Raw genomic sequence first — 19,682 nt, forward strand, 5'->3', positions numbered from 1 at the left:
GCTGGAAGCGCTGAAACAGACCATCATCCAGAACCGGATGAGGCAGCGCATCGCGCTGCATGCCGAGGAAAGCAGGAAGCAAGGCATTCCGCGTGCGGACCGCAGCCTGGCCTTGCCCTTGTCGTGGGCACAGCAGCGGTTGTGGTTCCTGGACCAGCTCGATCATGCCGCTGGCGCCGCCTACCATTTGCAAGCCGCGTTGCGGCTGATCGGAAACCTTGACGTAACAGCGCTGCGGTCGACCCTGGACCGTATCGTGGCGCGGCACGAGAGTCTGCGCACCATGTTCGTCAGCGCCGAGGGCGAACCGCGCCAGGTCATCGCGGCGGCGGACCGCGGGTTCGCCTTGATCGAACAGGACCTGGGCGCGCTCGATCCTGTCGCGCAGAAGGCGGCGCTGGACGAATTGATCGCACGCGAGGCGCAAGCGCCCTTCGATTTGTTGAACGGCCCTTTGTATCGCGGCCACCTGTTGTCGCTGTCCGATCGCGAGCACGTCTTGCTGGTGACGCAGCACCACATCATCTCCGACGGCTGGTCGACCGCCGTGCTGGTACGCGAAGTCGGCGCGTTGTACAGCGCATTCTGCCAAGGCAGGCCGGACCCGTTGCCACCGCTGCAGATCCAGTATGCCGACTATGCCGCCTGGCAGCGGCAGTGGTTGCAGGGTGACACGCTGCAACAGCAGATCGATTTCTGGAAGAAGCATCTGAGCGGCGCTCCGGCACTGCTGGAACTGCCGACCGATCGGCCACGCCCTGCGCTGCAAAACTACGCAGGCGATGGCATCGACGTCAGCTTGACCGCGGAACTGAGCGCTGGCCTGCGTTCGCTGTCGCAGCGTCATGGCACGACCTTGTTCATGACCCTGCTGGCGGCCTGGTCGGTGCTGCTGTCGCGGCTGAGCGGACAGGACGACATCGTCATCGGCAGCCCGGTGGCCAATCGTTCGCGTGCGGAGATCGAACCGTTGGTGGGTTTCTTCGTCAACACGCTGGCGCTGCGGGTGGACCTGCGCGCCGACCCCAGCGTGGCCGAACTGCTGGCGCAGGTCAGGGCGACGACGCTGGAGGCCTACGCGCACCAGGACCTGCCGTTCGAGCAGGTGGTGGAAGCCCTGCAGCCCGAGCGCAATCTGAGCTACAGCCCGGTATTCCAGGTGCTGCTGAGCATGAACAATGCCGTTGGCGAGGAGGCATTGCATCTGCCCGGGCTTACCGCGGAAAAGGTCGATACGGCCTACAACAGCGCTCACTTCGATCTGGACCTGTCGTTCATCGACTCGGGCAAAGGGTTGACGGGCAAGTTCATCTATTCCACGAGCCTGTTCGATCGTGAAACGATTTCCAGGTTCAATGCGTATCTCGTGGCCGTCCTGAAAGCGATGGTGGCCGACGACGCGCAGACGGTGAGCCGTCTGCCGCTGTTGTCTTCCGCCGAGCGCACGCAGGTGCTGCACGGTTTCAACGCCACGCAGGCGGCGTATCCGCAGCAGGCGCTGATCCATGGGCTGTTCGAGGCGCAGGCGGCGCGGCAGCCGGACGCGCCGGCGGTGGAGTACGACGGACAGGCGCTGAGCTACGCCGAGCTGAACCGGCGCGCCAACCGGCTCGCCCACCGGCTGATCGGCCTGGGCGTCAAGCCCGACGACCGGGTCGCGCTGTGCACCGAGCGCAGCGTCGAGATGGTGGTCGGCCTGCTCGGCATCCTCAAGGCCGGCGGCGCCTATGTGCCGCTGGATCCGGCCTATCCGGCCGAGCGGCTGGCCTACATGCTGGCCGACAGCGCGCCGATGGCGGTGGTCACCCAGGCTGCGCTGCGCACGCAGCTGCCGATGCTGGCCACGCCGGCCGCGCCGCTGCTGGTGCTGGACGACCTGGCGCACGACGGCGCCGCACCGGCGCACGACCCGGTGGTCCCCGGGCTGAGCTCGCGGCACCTGGCCTACGTGATCTACACCTCCGGTTCGACCGGGCAGCCCAAGGGGGTGATGGTCGAGCACCGCTCGGCGGTGAACTTCTGGCAGGTGATGACGCAGACCACGCACCGCCATTGCCCCGCCAATGCACGGGTGGCGCTGAACGCGGCGTTCTCCTTCGACATGTCGCTGAAGGGGCTGCTGCAGCTGTTGTCCGGGCATTGCCTGGTGCTGATCCCGCAGGCGCTGCGGGCCAATGCCGCGGCGCTGGTGGCGTTCCTGGAACAGCAGCGGATCGATGCGGTGGACAGCACGCCCTCGCAGCTGGAGGCGTGGCTGGCGGCGGGGCTGCTGGCGCCGGGCGGGCAGCGTCCGCGCAGCGTGCTGCTGGGCGGCGAGGCGATCGGGCCGAACCTGTGGGAGCGGTTGCGGGCCTCCTCGGTGGTGGGCTTCCACAATATGTACGGCCCGACCGAGTGCACGGTGGATGCGACGATCGAGGACGTGGCGGTGTCGGCGGGCGGGCCGGCGATCGGCAAGCCGATCGCCAATGCGCGGATCTATCTGCTGGACGGGCACGGGCAGCCGGTGCCGATCGGGGTGGCGGGGGAGATCCACATCGGCGGGGTGGGCGTGGCGCGCGGCTATCTGCACCGGCCGGAGCTGACCGCACAGCGGTTCCTGGCCGACCCGTTCGCGGGCGAGGCGCAGGCGCGGATGTACCGGACCGGCGACCTGGGCCGCTGGCGGGCGGACGGCACGCTCGAGTACCTGGGGCGCAACGACTTCCAGGTGAAGGTGCGCGGGTTCCGGATCGAGCTGGGCGAGATCGAGGCCCGGTTGGCGGCATGCACGGGCGTGCGCGAGGCGGTGGTGCTGGCGCGCGAGGACGTGCCGGGCGACCAGCGGCTGGTGGCGTACCTGGTGGCGGCGGAAGGGGCCGAGCTGTCGGCGACGGCGCTGCGCGAGGCGCTGGCGCAGGCCTTGCCGGAGTACATGGTGCCAAGCGCGTTCGTGACGCTGGAGGCGCTGCCGCTGACGCCGAACGGCAAGCTGGACCGCAAGGCGTTGCCGGCACCGGGCCAGGCGGCGGTGGCCAGTCGTGCCTACGAGGCGCCGGTGGGCGAGGTGGAGCAGGCGATCGCGGCGATCTGGCAGGAGTTGCTGGGCCTGGAGCAGGTGGGACGCCAGGACAACTTCTTCGAACTGGGCGGGCACTCGCTGCTGGTGATCGGCCTGATCGAGCAGCTGCGCCAACGCGGGCTGAGCGCGGACGTGCGCAGCGTGTTCATGGCCCCGACACTGGGCGCATTGGCGGAACAACTCGTGCTGGCGGCGCCCGCGCTTCGGCGCAGCGCCGTGCCGCCGAATCCGATCACGCCGGCGACCTCGGCAATTACTCCCGAGCTATTGCCGCTGGCGACCCTGACCCAGGCGGAGATCGACCGCATCGTGGACAGCGTGCCCGGCGGCGTTCCCAACATCCAGGACATCTATCCGTTGGCGCCCTTGCAGGAGGGCATCCTGTTCCACCACCTGCTGGAAAGCGAGAACGGCGGCGACACCTACCTGCTGTGCACCGTGGTGGCTTTCGATGGCCGCGAGCGACTGGACGCGTTCCTGGACGCATTGCAGCGGGTGATCGATCGCCACGACATCCTGCGCAGCGCGGTGCACTGGGAAGAGTTGAGCAAGCCGGTGCAGGTGGTCCAGCGCCGTGCGTCGCTGCCGGTCCACGAGTTGACGCTGTCGGCGGAGACGCCGGCGCAGGCGCAGCTGCTGGCGCATACCGATCCACGGCGGATGCGGCTGGACCTGCGGCAGGCGCCGATCCTGGCCGCCTACGTGGCGCGCGACCCGGCGACGGGCGACTGGCTGCTGGCCTTGCTGAACCACCACATCGTCTGCGACCACATCGCCCAGGACCTGATCCTGTCGGAGATCCAGGCGCTGCTGCAGGGCAAGCAAGCCACGCTGCCGGCGCCGATGCCGTATCGCGATTTCATCGCGCGCACGCTGGCGGTCTCCGAGGCCGAGCACGAGGCGTATTTCCGTGAGCAGTTGGGCGAGGTGGACGAACCGACGGCACCATTCGGGGTGCTGGACGTGCAGGCGGACAGCGGCGGCGAGGTGGAGGAGGCGCGTCTGCGTCTGGACGAGGCGCTGGCGCAGCGGATCCGCGAGGCGGCGCGGCAGCAGGGGGTGACGCCGGCGGTGCTGTTCCACCTGGCCTGGGCGCAGGTGCTGGCGCAGTGCAGCGGGCGCGACGACGTTGTGTTCGGCACGGTGCTGTCCGGGCGCTTGCAGGAGACGGAAAGCACCGAGCAGGTGGTGGGGATGTTCATCAACACCCTGCCGATCCGGCTGCAGTTGGCCGGATTGGGGGCGGCCGAGGCGGTCCAGGAGACCTATCGGCGCCTGGGGGCGCTGCTGCCCCACGAGCAGACGCCGCTGGCGCTGGCGCAACGTTGCAGCGGCATCCAGCCGCCGTTGCCGCTGTTCACGACCCTGCTCAACTACCGCCACAGCCACGAGGTCAGCGAACCCGACGAGGTGGCGGCGAAGGTGTCTGCCTGGGAAGGCGTCTGGGTCGTGGATGGATTCGCGCGGACCAACTATCCGCTGACGGTATCGGTGGACGACCTGGGCCAGGGATTCGGGCTGGCGATCTGGTCGGCGCCAGGCATCGAAAGCGCGCGGGTAATGGGGTACATGGAACGGGCCATCGCCGCCCTGGTCCTGGCCCTGGCGGAAGATCCGCAATGCGCGCTCCAGCGCCTGGACGTGCTGTCGGCGGAGGAACGCGAGCAAGTGCTGTTCGGCTTCAACGCCACGCAGGCAGACTATCCGCAAGACCAGCCGATCCATGCCCTGTTCGAAGCGCAGGCGGCGCGGCACCCGGATGCGGTCGCCCTGGAATGCGCAGAGCAGCGGCTGAGCTACGCCGAGTTGAATCGTCGTGCGAACCGCGTGGCGCACCGGCTGATCGCGCAGGGGGTCAAGCCCGACGATCGCGTCGCGATCTGCATGGAGCGCAGCATCGACATGGTGGTCGGGCTGCTCGGCATCCTCAAGGCCGGCGGGGCCTACGTGCCGCTGGATCCGGCCTATCCGGCGGAGCGCCTGGCCTATCTGCTGGCCGACATCGCCCCGGTGGCGGTCCTGGTGCAATCGGCGTTGCGCGACAGCATCCCGGCGCAGGATTCGCTGCAAGGCAGGATCCTCGCACTCGAGGAGATCGAGTCCCAGGCGCTGACCAGGGATGCGCCCGATCCGGAGGTCGCAGGCCTGACGTCGCGTCACCTGGCGTACGTGATCTACACCTCCGGTTCGACCGGCCGGCCCAAGGGGGTGATGGTCGAGCACCGCAGCGTGGTGCGGTTGGTCGTCAACGATTCCTATGCCCCGCTCGGCGCAGACGATTGCGTCGGTCATTGCGCCAATCCGGCGTTCGATGCGTCCACCTGGGAGATCTGGGGAGCCTTGCTCAACGGCGCGCGGTTGCTGGTCGTGCCGCAATCGGTGGTGCTCGATCCGCAGGCGCTGAATCACGCCCTGGTCGAGGGCAAGGCCACGGCGCTATGGATGACCGCAGGTCTGTTCAACGAGTACGTGAACATCCTGGGCCTGGCCTTCGCCGGCTTGAAATACCTGCTGGTCGGCGGCGACGTGCTGGATCCGCGCAGCGTTGCGCGCGTCCTCAACGGCGCCTTGCCGCCCCGGCACCTGCTCAATGGTTATGGTCCGACCGAAACGACGACATTCGCGACCACATTCCAGATCGAATCGTTGCCGGACGCGACGCGCAGCATCCCGATCGGCCGGCCGATCGCCAACACGCAGGTGTACGTGCTGGGACAGCATGGCGAACCGGCGCCGGTCGGGGTGGCGGGGGAAATCCATATCGCCGGGCCAGGCGTGGCGCGCGGCTATCTGAACCTGCCGGAGCTGACCGCACAGCGATTTCTCGCCGACCCGTTCGCGGCCGACCCCGATGCGCGGATGTACCGGACCGGCGACCTGGGCCGCTGGTTGCCGGACGGCACGCTCGAATACCTGGGGCGCAACGACCTGCAGGTGAAGATCCGCGGTTTCCGCATCGAGCTGGGCGAAATCGAGGCCAGGCTGGCGGCATGCGCCGGCGTGCACAAGGCCGTGGTGATCGCGCGCGAGGACACAAGCGGCGACAGGCGGCTGCTGGCCTACGTGGTGCCGCAGCCGGGAACCGAGTTGTCGGCCGCTGCGTTGCGTGTGTCGTTGTCGCTCGCGTTGCCGGACTACATGGTGCCCAGCGCGTTCGTGACGCTGGAGGCGCTGCCGCTCACGCCCAACGGCAAGCTGGATCGCCAGGCGCTGCCGGCGCCGGACCAGGCGGCGGTCGCCAGCCGTGCCTACGAAGCGCCGGTGGGCGAGGTGGAGCAGGCGATCGCCGCGATCTGGCAGGACCTGCTGGGCCTGGCGCGGGTGGGGCGCCACGACCATTTCTTCGAGTTGGGCGGCCACTCGCTGCTGGCGGTACGGCTGGTGACGCACCTGCGCGTGGCGCTGGGCGTGGACGTCGCGCTGCGCGAGGTGTTCGCACAGCCGACGCTGGCGATGCTGGCCCGTACGGTGTCCAGCGCGGCCGCGTCCTCGCAGGGGGCGATCCTTCCGGTGCCACGCGGCGAGGCTTTGCCGTTGTCGTGGGCGCAGCAGCGGTTGTGGTTCCTGGACCAGCTCGATCACGCTGCGAGTGCGTCCTACCATATCCTCGCCGCGCTGCGCTTGAGCGGAGTCCTGGACCGGGCCGCGTTGCAGGCAAGCCTCGACCGGATCGTGGCGCGGCACGAAAGCCTGCGTACCACGTTCGTCAGCGGCGAGGGTGAGCCGCGCCAGGTCATCGCGGCGGCGGACAGCGGCTTTGCGCTGACCGAGCACGATCTGCGCGCCCTGGACAGTGCGGCGCAGCAGGCGGCACTCGACGAACTGAGCGTCACTGCGGCTCGAGCGCCGTTCGACCTGGCGCGCGGCCCCCTGATCCGTGGCTATTTGCTGGTATTGGCCGAGCGGGAGCACGTGCTGCTGGTGACCCAGCATCACATCATCTCCGACGGCTGGTCGATCGGCATCCTGGTGCGCGAAGTGGCGACGCTGTACGCCGCCTTCAGCCAAGGCGAACCCGATCCGTTGCCGCCGCTGCCGATCCAGTATGCCGACTATGCCGCCTGGCAGCGGCAATGGCTGCAGGGCGAAGTGTTGCAAACGCAACTGGACTTCTGGCGCACGCATCTGGCCGGTGCCCCGGCGCTGCTGGAATTGCCGACCGATCGGCCACGCCCGGCGGTGCAGAGCTATCGCGGCGACCGCGTGCCGGTGCGGTTGGGCGCCGAACTGAGCGCGGCGCTGCGGTCGCTGTCGCAACGGCACAACGTCACCTTGTACATGACGCTGCACGCGGCGTGGGCGATGTTGTTGGCGCGCTTGAGCGGACAGGACGAGATCGTCGTCGGCAGTCCGGTGGCCAATCGCCCACGCGCAGAGATCGAGTCCTTGATCGGCTTTTTCGTCAACACCCTGGCGCTGCGGGTGGACCTGCGTGCCGACCCCAGCGTGGCCGAACTGCTGGCGCAGGTCAGGGCAACGACGCTGGAGGCCTACGCGCACCAGGACCTGCCGTTCGAGCAGGTGGTGGAAGCGCTGCAGCCCGAGCGCAATCTGAGCTACAACCCCGTGTTCCAAGCCTGGTTGAATCTGAACAATGCGCCCAACGGTGGCGAACTGGATCTGCCGGGCCTGACCCTCGACAGCATCGACACCGAACAGCGGACCGCACGTGTCGATCTGTCCCTGTCCCTGACCGACATGCCTGCGGGATTGACCGGCAGCCTCGTCTATTCCTCGGACTTGTTCGAGCACGAGACCGTGCAGCGGATCGCGGGACACTGGTCGACCTTGCTCGAAGCGATGGTGGCCGACGACGCGCAGACGGTGAGCCGTCTGCCGCTGTTGTCTTCCGCCGAGCGCACGCAGGTGCTGCATGGTTTCAACGCCACGCAGGCGGCGTATCCGCAGCAGGCGCTGATCCATGGGCTGTTCGAGGCGCAGGCGGCGCGGCAGCCGGACGCGCCGGCGGTGGAGTACGACGGACAGGCGCTGAGCTATGCCGAGCTGAACCGTCGCGCGAACCGGCTCGCCCACCGGCTGATCGGCCTGGGCGTCAAGCCCGACGACCGGGTCGCGCTGTGCACCGAGCGCAGCGTCGAGATGGTGGTCGGCCTGCTCGGCATCCTCAAGGCCGGCGGCGCCTATGTGCCGCTGGATCCGGCCTATCCGGCCGAGCGGCTGGCCTACATGCTGGCCGACAGCGCGCCGATGGCGGTGGTCACCCAGGCTGCGCTGCGCACGCAGCTGCCGATGCTGGCCACAGCGGCCGCGCCGCTGCTGGTGCTGGACGACCTGGCGCACGACGGCGCCGCACCGGCGCACGACCCGGTGGTCCCCGGGCTGAGCTCGCGGCACCTGGCGTACGTGATCTACACCTCCGGTTCGACCGGCCAGCCCAAGGGGGTGATGGTCGAGCACCGCTCGGCGGTGAACTTCTGGCAGGTGATGACGCAGACCACGCACCGCCATTGCCCCGCCAATGCACGGGTGGCGCTGAACGCGGCGTTCTCCTTCGACATGTCGCTGAAGGGGCTGCTGCAGCTGCTGTCCGGGCATTGCCTGGTGCTGATCCCGCAGGCGCTGCGGGCCAATGCCGCAGCGCTGGTGGCGTTCCTGGAACAGCAGCGGATCGATGCGGTGGACAGCACGCCCTCGCAGCTGGAGGCGTGGCTGGCGGCGGGGCTGCTGGCGCCGGGCGGGCAGCGTCCGCGCAGCGTGCTGCTGGGCGGCGAGGCGATCGGGCCGAACCTGTGGGAGCGGTTGCGGGCCTCCTCGGTGGTGGGCTTCCACAACATGTACGGCCCGACCGAGTGCACGGTGGATGCGACGATCGAGGACGTGGCGGTGTCGGCGGGCGGGCCGGCGATCGGCAAGCCGATCGCCAATGCGCGGATCTATCTGCTGGACGGGCAAGGGCAGCCGGTGCCGATCGGGGTGGCGGGGGAGATCCACATCGGCGGGGTGGGCGTGGCGCGCGGCTATCTGCACCGGCCGGAGCTGACCGCACAGCGGTTCCTGGCCGACCCGTTCGCGGGCGAGGCGGAAGCGCGGATGTACCGGACCGGCGACCTGGGCCGCTGGCGGGCGGACGGCACCCTCGAGTACCTGGGGCGCAACGACTTCCAGGTGAAGGTGCGCGGGTTCCGGATCGAGCTGGGCGAGATCGAGGCCCGGTTGGCGGCATGCACGGGCGTGCGCGAGGCGGTGGTGCTGGCGCGCGAGGACGTGCCGGGCGACCAGCGGCTGGTGGCGTACCTGGTGGCGGCGGAAGGGGCCGAGCTGTCGGCGACGGCGCTGCGCGAGGCGCTGGCGCAGGTCTTGCCGGAGTACATGGTGCCCAGCGCGTTCGTGACGCTGGAGGCGCTGCCGCTGACGCCGAACGGCAAGCTGGACCGCAAGGCGTTGCCGGCGCCGGGCCAGGCGGCGGTGGCCAGCCGCGCCTACGAGGCGCCGGTGGGCGAGGTGGAACAGGCGATCGCGGCGATCTGGCAGGAGTTGCTGGGCCTGGAGCAGGTGGGACGCCAGGACAACTTCTTCGAGCTGGGCGGGCACTCGCTGCTGGTGATGCAGCTGGTGATCCGGATCCGCGAACGCCTGCAGGTGGACGTGCCTTTGCGGGTCCTATTCGAGCAACCGGTCTTCTCGTCACTCGCCGAGATGGTCGTCAATGAACAGCTGAAGCTCTTCTCGACATCGGACGTCGCAGCGGTCGAGGACGGATTGAGCGATCTATCCGAGGAAGAACTCCTCGCCCTGCTAGCCAACGGTGTCGACCATGAGCGCTGATCAAAGCCAGACCTTGCAACAATTGCGGCGCGCGGTTGCGCTACAGCAGCTTCGGCAGCGCGGCGACGCACCGCAGAGTCCGGCATCGGCGGCACCGATCCAGCCGGTCGACCGCCGTGCGGACCTGCCGCTGTCATGGGCACAGCAACGGCTGTGGTTCCTGGACCAGCTCGATCACGCCGCGGGTGCCGCCTACCACATGCCGACCGCGCTGCGCTTGCGCGGCGAGTTGAATCCCGCGGCGTTGCGAGCGAGTCTGGACCGGATCGTGGCACGGCACGAAAGCCTGCGCACCACGTTCGTCAGCGTGGACGGCACGCCACGCCAGGTGATCGCGCCGGAAGACAGTGGTTTCGCGCTGTTCGAGCACGACCTCCGTGCCCTGGACACCGCCGCGCGACAGGCTGAGGTTGCGCGACTGGGCAGCGAGGAGGCGCTTGCCCCCTTCGACCTGGCGAGCGGACCGCTGATCCGTGGCCGCCTGCTGCGCCTGGACGAAGACGAGCACGCCTTGCTGGTGACCCAGCACCACATCATCTGCGACGGCTGGTCGATCGGCGTCCTGGTGCAGGAAGTCAGCGCGCTGTACGCGGCCTTCAGCCAGGGCCAGCCCGATCCGCTGCCGCCGCTGCCGATCCAGTACGCGGACTATGCGGCATGGCAGCGACAGTGGCTGCAGGGCGACACGCTGCAACAGCAGATCGAGTTCTGGAAGAAGCATCTGAGCGGCGCCCCGGCACTGCTGGCCCTGCCGACCGATCGGCCGCGCCCGCCGGTGCAGAGCTACAACGGCGATCGCATGGAGGTGCATCTGAGCGCCGAACTGACGGCGGCGTTGCGTGCGCTGGCGCAGCGTCACGGCGTGACCTTGTTCATGACGCTGCTGGCGGGATGGTCGGCGTTGCTGTCGCGGCTCAGCGGACAGGACGACGTGGTGATCGGCAGTCCGGTGGCGAACCGGCAGCGCTCGGAAGTGGAGCCCTTGATCGGCTTCTTCGTCAATACGCTGGCATTGCGCGTGGACCTGAGCGCCGATCCGGGCGTCGCCGCGCTGCTGGCGCAGGTCAAGGCGACGACGCTGGGCGCATACGCGCACCGGGACCTGCCGTTCGAGCAGGTGGTGGAGGCGCTGCAACCCGAGCGCAGCCTGGGCCACAGCCCCGTGTTCCAGGCCATGCTGGCCTTGAACAACACCCCGCGCGGCAGCGATCTGCACCTTCCCGGCTTGGCGTTGTCCGCGATGCAGACCGTGCGGCATAGCGCGCAGTTCGACATCGCGCTGTCGCTGGCCGATGCGGAAGATGGCCTGTCCGGCAGCGCGATCTACGCGACCGACCTGTTCGACCGCGCCACGGTGGAGCGGATGCTCGGCCACTGGGTGACGCTGCTCACGGCCATGGCCGCCGACGACACGCAATCGGTCGGCTGCCTGCCGCTGCTGGATGCCCGCGAGCGCCAGCAGCTGCTAACGGCGTTCAATGCAACCGCGACAGCGACGTTTCCGCAGCAGACCCTGATCCATACGCTGTTCGAAGCGCAGGCGGCCAGCCATCCAGAGGCGATTGCCCTGGACTTCGACGGACTGCGCCTGAGCTACGACTCGCTGAACCGCCGCGCCAATCAACTGGCGCACCTGCTGAGGACCTTGGGGGTCCGGCCCGACGATCGGGTCGCGATCTGCATGGAGCGCAGCATCGAGATGGTCGTCGGCGTGCTCGGCACGCTGAAGGCCGGTGGCGCCTATGTCCCTCTGGATCCGGCGTACCCGACGGAGCGGCTGGCCTACATGCTGAGCGACAGTGCGCCGGTGGCACTGCTCACGCAGGCAGCGCTCGTCGATGAGCTGCCTGCAGTGAGCCTGCTGCGGACCCTGGTCCTGGACGCGGACGGCGACGATGCCGCACTGATCGCGCAACAGCCGCAAGGCGATCTCGATGCCGGCACGCCCGTGCTCGATCCGCGCCATCTGGCTTACGTCATCTACACCTCCGGTTCGACCGGGCAACCGAAGGGCGTGATGGTGGAGCACCGCAGCCTGTGCAACATGGCGGCGGCACAGGCCGCGATGTTCGAGGTCGGCGCGCACAGCCAGGTCCTGCAATTCGCGTCTTTCAGCTTCGATGCCAGCATCTTCGAGATGGTGATGGCGCTGTCCGCTGGCGCCTGCCTGCACCTGGCGGCGCGCGATGCGTTGCGTCCAGGCGCCGCATTGCTGGATAGCCTGCGCCGGCGGCGCATCACCCACGCCACCCTGCCGCCGTCGGCATTGATGGCGTTCGCCGCCGAGGATCTCGCCGACGCGGGAATGACGATCGTGGTCGCGGGTGAGGCGTTCCCCCCGAAAGCCTGCCAGTGGGCGGGCGGGAACCGCCTGTTCAATGCCTACGGCCCGACCGAGGCCACGGTATGGGCGACTGCCTACCGCTGCACGCCACAGGAGCGACAGGGTCCGGTTCCGATCGGCCGGCCGATTGCCAACACCACGGTCTATCTCCTCGGGCGAGATGGCGAACCGGTTCCGCTTGGGGTCGTTGGAGAGATCCATATCGGCGGTGCCGGCGTTGCGCGTGGCTACCTGAATCGACCTGACCTGACCGCAGACCGCTTTCTGCCGGACCCGTTCGCGAACGCGGCCGATGCACGGATGTACAGAACCGGCGACTTGGGACGCTGGTTGCCCGACGGGACGATCGAATACCTGGGCCGCAACGATTTCCAGGTGAAGATCCGCGGTTTCCGCATCGAACTGGGCGAAATCGAGGCGAAACTGGTGGCATGCGCCGGCGTGCGCGACGCGGCGGTGATCGACCGGGACGCTGCGGCCGGCGGCAAGGTGCTGGTGGCCTACGTCGTGCCACGGGATGGCGCGGATCCGACCGCGCTGGCGCTGCGCGAGCAGCTGCTGCACGATTTGCCGGACTACATGATCCCGAGCGCGTTCGTGCATCTGGCGGTGCTGCCGCTCACGCCGAACGGCAAGCTCGATCGCAAGGCGTTGCCGGCGCCCGACCAGACCGCGGTCGCCAGCCGCAACTACGAGGCGCCAGCGGGAGAGGTGGAGCAGACGATCGCCGCGGTCTGGCAGGAGCTGCTGGGCCTGGAGCGGGTCGGCCGCCACGACCATTTCTTCGAATTGGGCGGACATTCCCTGCTGGTGATCAGCCTGATCGAACGCCTGCACCAAGCGGGACTGGAAGTGCAGGTGCGTACCGTATTCGACGCCCCCACGCTGGGTGCGCTGGCGGCGCGGCTGAGCAGCGGCGCGGCGGGCGGCGGGCGCGTGCAGGTGGCAGCGAATCCGATCACCCCGCAGACCACCCGGCTCACTCCGGCATTGCTGCCTCTGGTGGAGCTGAGCCAGGACGCCATCGACGGCATCGTCGCCGGCGTGCCGGGCGGGGCGTCGAACATCCAGGATATCTATCCGTTGGCGCCTCTGCAGGAAGGCATCCTGTTCCATCACCTGCTCGGCGGCGAGGGCGATACCTACCAGTTGCGTTTGACGCTGGCGTTCGACGGCGAGCCGCGGATGCGCGGGTTCCTCGAACTGCTGCAGACGGTGATCGATCGCCACGACATCCTGCGCACCGCGGTGTTCTGGGAAGACTTGCCGCAGCCGGTGCAGGTGGTGCATCGGCGCGCGCCGCTGCGCATCGTGGAACTGGCCGCGGCCGCCGGCGAGCCGGCGCTGCCGCAGCTCATCGCGCAGACCGATCCGCAGCGGCTGCGGCTCGACCTGCGGCAGTCGCCGATGCTCGGCGCCTATGTCATGCACGATGCGCAGGCGGACGAATGGCTGGTGGCGTTGCTGAGCCACCACATGGTCTGCGACCACATCGGCCTGGACCTGATCTTCTCCGAGGTGCGGCAGTTGCTGCAGGGCAACGGCGAGCGCCTGCCCACGCCGATGCCGTATCGCAATTTCATCGCGCAGACCCATGCCGTCCCGGACACGGAGCACGAGGCCTATTTCCGCGAGCAACTCGGCGATGTCGAGGAGCCGACCGCGCCGTTCGGCATCCTGACCGCACGCGAGCATGGCCTGGCGCAACGCGAAAGCAGCCTGCAGTTCGACGATGCGCTGTCGCAGCGCATCCGCGACACCGCGCGCGGGCTCGGGGTGACGCCGGCGGTCCTGTTCCACGTGGCATGGGCGCAAGTCCTGGCCGAGTGCAGCGGAAGCGACGATGTCGTGTTCGGAACCGTGCTGTCCGGGCGGATGCAAGGTTCCGAGGCCGCCGACCGGGTGGTGGGCATGTTCATCAATTCGCTGCCGATCCGGATGCGGCTGGCGCCGATGACGGTCGCCGAGGCCGTCCGCGAAGCCTATGCGCGCCTGACCGAACTGCTCGCGCACGAACAGGCGCCGCTGGCGCTGGCGCAGCGCTTCAGCCGGGTGCCGCCGCAGCTGCCGTTGTTCACGGCGCTGCTCAACTATCGCTACAACCAGGGGAGCGGCAGCACCCAGAGCACGGCGTTCGACGCCGCGGGCTGGGAAGGCGTACGCATGCTCGCCAGAAGCAAGACGCATGGCAGCTATCCGCTGACGATGTCGGTGGAAGACTGGGGCCAGGCCTTGGGCCTGTCCCTGCTGTGCGTGCAGGACATCGACGGCGACCGGCTCATCCGCTACTTCGAGACGGCGATGCTCGCCCTGGTGGACGCGCTCGCAGACGCGCCGTCGATGCCGATCCGGCGCCTGCCGGTGCTGCCGCAGACCGAGCGGGAGCAGATACTGACCGCCAGCAGCGGAAGTCCGGCAGCGTTTCCGCAGCGCCGCCTGGTCCACGAACTGTTCCAGGCGCAGGTGCAGCGGAATGCGCACGCGCCCGCCCTGGTGTTCGGCGAACAGCAGCTCAGCTATGACGCGTTGAACCGGCGCGCCAACCAGTTGGCGCACCATCTGCGATCGCTGGGCGTGAAGCCGGATGCGCGGGTCGCGATCTGCATGGAACGCGGTATCGACATGGTGGTGGCGCTGCTGGCCGTCCTGAAGGCGGGCGGCGCCTATGTGCCGCTGGATCCCGGCTATCCGGCCGAGCGCCTGGCCGGCATCCTGAGCAGCGATCCGCCACTGGCATTGCTGACCGTCTCCGCGCTCGAGGACAACCTGCCGGCGCTGAGCCTGCTGCGGGTCGTGGTGGTGGACGACGAGGCGGCGATCGCACGCCAACCGGAGCACGATCCGGATCCGGCGGCCATCGGCCTGAGCGCGGATCATCTCGCCTACGTGATCTACACCTCCGGTTCGACCGGCCAGCCGAAGGGCGTCATGGTGCCGCATCGCAGCGTGGCGAACTATCTCGCGCATGCGCATGCGGCCTATCTGCACGACGACGTGCGCGGCGCCGTGGTCGCCACGCCGTTGGGTTTCGATGCGACGGTGACCACGCTATTGGCGCCGTGGTTGGCCGGAAAGCCGGTCGTGCTGCTGCCTGAGGACAGTCAGCAATGCCTGGCGGAGGCACTGCGCTACTGCATGCTCCCCGATCCTTGGCTGTTCAAGCTGACGCCCGTCCACCTGGACGTGCTGGCCAGCCTGATGGATGCGCCGCCCGTGGCCACGCCGCATCGCCTGGTGGTCGGCGGCGAGCAGCTGAGCGTGCGCACGCTGCGCCGGTTTCGCGAACGCGTGCTTCCGCATGCCATCGTGGTCAACGAGTACGGCCCGACGGAAGCGACCGTGGGCTGCACGACCTTCTTCAGCGATGGCCAGGGCGAGGACGCGCTGCGCGAGAGCGTGCCGGTCGGCCGCCCGATCGCCAACACGCGCCTCTACCTCCTGGGCACGAGCGGCATGCCGGTGCCGGTCGGCGTCGCCGGCGAGATCCACATCGGCGGCGCGGGCGTGGCGTGCGGATATCTGAATCGTCCGGAGCTGACCGCCGAACGGTTCCTGCCGGATCCGTTCGGCGTCGATCCCGATGCCCGCATGTACCGGACTGGCGACCTGGGCCGCTGGTTGCCGGACGGCAATCTGCAGTTCCTGGGGCGCAACGATTTCCAGGTCAAGATCCGGGGTTTCCGTATCGAACTGGGCGAGATCGAGGCCAAGCTGGCCGCGTGCGCAGGCGTGCACGAGGCGGTGGTGGTCGCCCAGGCGGACGCGTCCGGCGATACGCGCCTGGTGGCCTACTTGGTGCCCGAGGAAGACGACGAGGTGCAGGTAGGCGCGCTGCGCAACAGCCTGTTGCGCAGCCTGCCCGAATACATGGTGCCGAGCGCGTTCGTGACGCTGGCCGCGCTGCCGCTGACGCCCAACGGCAAGCTGGACCGCAAGGCCCTGCCGGCGCCGGACCAGGCCGCGGTGGCCAGCCACGCCTACGAGGCGCCGGTCGGCGAGCTCGAGCAGGCGATCGCGGCGATCTGGCAGGACCTGCTGGGCCTGGAGCGGGTGGGGCGCCACGACCACTTCTTCGAACTGGGCGGTCACTCGCTGTTGGCGGTACGGCTGGTGACGCGGCTGCGCGCGACGCTGGGCGTGGACGTGACGCTGCGCGAAGTGTTCGCGCAACCGACGCCGGCATTGCTGGCGGAAATCGTCGCGGCCGCCTCGGCATCGTCGCAAGCGGCGATCGTGCCGGTCGACCGCAGCGGCGCGCTGCCGCTGTCGTGGGCGCAGCAGCGGCTGTGGTTCCTGGACCAGTTGGACCATGCGGCAGGCGCGGCCTACCACATCCCCGCAGCCCTGCGTTTCAGCGGAACCCTGGACCGCGCGGCCTTGCAAGCGAGCCTGGACCGGATCGTGGCGCGGCACGAGAACCTGCGCACCACCTTCGTCAGCGTGGAGGGCGAACCGCGCCAGGTGATCGCCCCGGCGGACATTGGCTTCCAGCTGATCGAGCACGACCTGCGCCATCTGCAGGCCGACGCGCAGGAAGCCGCGATCGCCGAACTGAGCCTGGGCGAAGCGCGCGCGCCGTTCGACCTGGCGCGCGGTCCGCTGGTCCGCGGCCGCCTGCTGGTACTCGCCGAACAGGAACATGCGCTGCTGGTGACCCAGCACCACATCGTCTCCGACGGCTGGTCGATCGGGGTGCTGGTGCGCGAGTTCAGCGCCTTGTACACCGCCTTCCACCAGGGCCTGGCCGATCCGCTGCCGCCGCTGCCGATCCAGTATGCCGACTACGCGGCGTGGCAACGGCAGTGGCTGCAGGGCGAGGTGCTGCAGGAGCAGATCGATTTCTGGCGCCGGCATCTGTCGGGGACACCGGCGCTGCTGGAACTGCCGACCGACCGGCCGCGTCCGGCGGTGATGAGCTACGCCGGCGACAGCGTGCCGGCGCGCGTGCCGCACGAACTCAGCATCGGTCTGCACGACTTGGCGCAGCGCCATGGCGTCACCTTGTTCATGGTCTTGCTGGCTGGGTGGGCGGTCCTGCTGTCGCGCCTGAGCGGCCAGGACCAGGTGGTGATCGGCAGCCCGGTGGCGAACCGGCAACGCGCCGAGATCGAGCCGCTGATCGGCTTCTTCGTCAACACCCTGGCGTTTCGCATCGATCTGGGCGCGGATCCGAGCGTGGCCGAGCTGTTGGCGCAGGTCAGGACGACCACGCTCGATGCCTACGCGCACCAGGATCTGCCGTTCGAGCAGGTGGTCGAGGCGTTGCAGCCGGAGCGCAGCCTGAGCCACAACGCGGTATTCCAGGCGGCGCTGAGCCTGAACAATACGCCCGGCGACGACGGCCTGGATCGCCTGCCGGACCTGACGCTGTCCGCGGTCGAAGGAACGCAACGCACCGCGCGCTTCGATCTTTCCCTGTCGATGGTGGACACCGCGGAAGGCCTGGTCGGAGGCGTGGTGTACGCCACCGACCTGTTCGACCGCAGCACCATGCAACGCATGCTCGGCCACTGGGTGACGCTGCTGGAGGCGATGGTGGCGGACGATGCGAGGGCGGTCGGCAGCCTGCCTCTGCTGACGCCGGTAGAGCAGGAGCAACTGCTCGGCCAGTTCAACGCCGCCCCGGCGTACGTCCGTCAGGGGCAACTGGTCCACGCGGCCTTCGAAGCATGCGCTGCACGGCAGCCGGATGCGATCGCGGTGGAATTCGCCGGCCAGCACCTGAGCTATGCCGAATTGAATCGCCAGGCGAACCAGGTGGCGCACCGCCTGATCGAGCTCGGAGTGAAGCCGGACGATCGCGTGGCGATCTTCGTCGAACGCAGCCTGGCGGTCTTCGCCGGCGTGCTGGGAATCATGAAGGCAGGCGGCGCCTATGTGCCGCTGGATCCGCTGCATCCCGCCGAGCGCCTGGCCTACATGCTCGCCGACAGCGCACCGGTTGCGGTTCTGAGTCAATCGGCGCTGCAGGCGCGGCTGCCGTTGCTGCGCTCGTTGGACGTTCCCTTGCTCGCGCTCGACAGCGACGTCGCTGCGGCGCCGCCTGGGCATGCGCTGGACCCGCAGGTACAGGGGCTGACTCCGCGGCACCTGGCCTACGTGATCTACACCTCCGGTTCGACCGGACAACCCAAGGGCGTGATGGTCGAGCACGCGTCCGTCATGAACCTGCAGATGGAGCTGGAGCGCTCGATCTTTTCCGGGCTGTCCGCGCACGACCGGGTCGGATTGAATGCCTCGCTGTCGTTCGATGCATCGGTCAAGTCGCTGTTGCAGCTGTTGTCCGGCCGCTGCGTCGTGCTGATCCCGCAGGACGTGCGTGCGGACGCGCGCGTGCTGCTGGATTTCCTGAGCCGGCATCGGATCGATGCCTTCGATTGCACCCCGGCGCAACTGGAGTCCATGCTGGCCGAAGGCCTGCTGGAAACCACGGCATACCGTGCCAAGGCGGTCTTGATCGGCGGCGAACCGATCGCTGTGGGCATGTGGCGGCGCTTGCGCGGCTCGGAGGCGACGCGGTTCTTCAACGTCTATGGCCCCACCGAATGCACGGTGGACAGTTCGCTGGCGCTCATCAACGGCAGCGCGGATCGGCCACAGATCGGCCGGCCGCTGGCCAACGTCCGCATCTACATCCTCGATGCGCAGCGGCAACCGGTCCCGATCGGCGCGCCAGGCGAGCTCTATATCGGCGGGGTCGGCGTGGCACGCGGCTACCTGAACCGTCCGGAGCTGACCGAAGAGCGCTTCCTCGCCGATCCTTTTGCCAATGCTGCCGATGACGCCGATGCCAGGATGTACAGGACCGGCGATCTCGGCCGCTGGTTGCCGGACGGCACGATCGAGTACCTGGGCCGCAACGATTTCCAGGTGAAGATCCGTGGCTTCCGCATCGAGCTCGGCGAGATCGAGACGAAGCTGGCGGCCTGCGCAGGGGTGCGCGACGCTGCGGTGCTCGCGCGCGAGGACGCCACCGGCGAAAAGCGGCTGGTCGCCTACCTGGTGCCGCGTGCCGGCAGCGAACTCTCGTTCGCGGAACTGCGCGAAAGCCTGCTGCGCGAATTGCCCGAGTACATGGTGCCTGCCGCGTTCGTGACCTTGGCGTCGTTTCCGCTGACGCCGAACGGCAAGCTGGACCGCAAGGCGCTGCCGGAACCCGACCAGGCCGCGGTCGCCAGCCGCCCATACGAAGCGCCGATCGGCGAGGCCGAGCAAGCCATCGCCGCGATATGGCAGGAGTTGCTGGGAGTGGAGCGGGTCGGCCGCCACGACCACTTCTTCGAACTCGGCGGGCATTCGCTGCTTGCGGTGCGGGTCGTGGTTCGGCTCAAGGAGGCCTTGCAGGTGGAGATGGACCTGCGTGACGTTTTCGTTTCGCCACAGCTGTCGACGTTGGCCGCCATCATGGTCGAACGCCAGTTCGCCCAATTCGACGAGTCGGATCTGCTGAGCATGCTGGCATCCATCGACGAAACGCCGGCCGCGCAGTGA

2 protein-coding genes and 2 pseudogenes are annotated in these 19,682 nt (G+C 68.7%); all 4 read left to right on the top strand.

The features are described from left to right. Positions 1–37: 37 nt before the first annotated feature. Positions 38–1,441: pseudogene (locus tag AB3X10_RS23240) on the top strand (condensation domain-containing protein); the annotation flags it as partial. A gap of 111 nt (positions 1,442–1,552) precedes the next feature. Then, a pseudogene (locus AB3X10_RS23245) lies at positions 1,553–2,959 on the top strand (amino acid adenylation domain-containing protein); the annotation flags it as partial. Positions 2,960–3,046: 87 nt separating this feature from the next. Further along, positions 3,047–9,847 (top strand): amino acid adenylation domain-containing protein, encoded by a 6,801-nt coding sequence (locus AB3X10_RS11290; RefSeq protein ID WP_420018515.1) that lies wholly within the window; start codon positions 3,047–3,049, stop codon positions 9,845–9,847. After that, entirely contained in the window at positions 9,837–19,682 is a 9,846-nt protein-coding gene (locus tag AB3X10_RS11295; protein ID WP_369981519.1) for an amino acid adenylation domain-containing protein, read from the top strand. The genes AB3X10_RS11290 and AB3X10_RS11295 overlap by 11 nt, the downstream gene beginning before the upstream one ends.

Source organism: Xanthomonas sp. DAR 80977 (assembly GCF_041240605.1).
Classification (GTDB): Bacteria; Pseudomonadota; Gammaproteobacteria; order Xanthomonadales; family Xanthomonadaceae; genus Xanthomonas_A; species Xanthomonas_A bundabergensis.

Bases quoted from the DNA above. Each gene is read 5' to 3' on its own strand.
- AB3X10_RS11295 (WP_369981519.1), top strand. From the start codon at position 9,837: ATGAGCGCTGATCAAAGCCAGACCTTGCAACAATTGCGGCGCGCGGTT.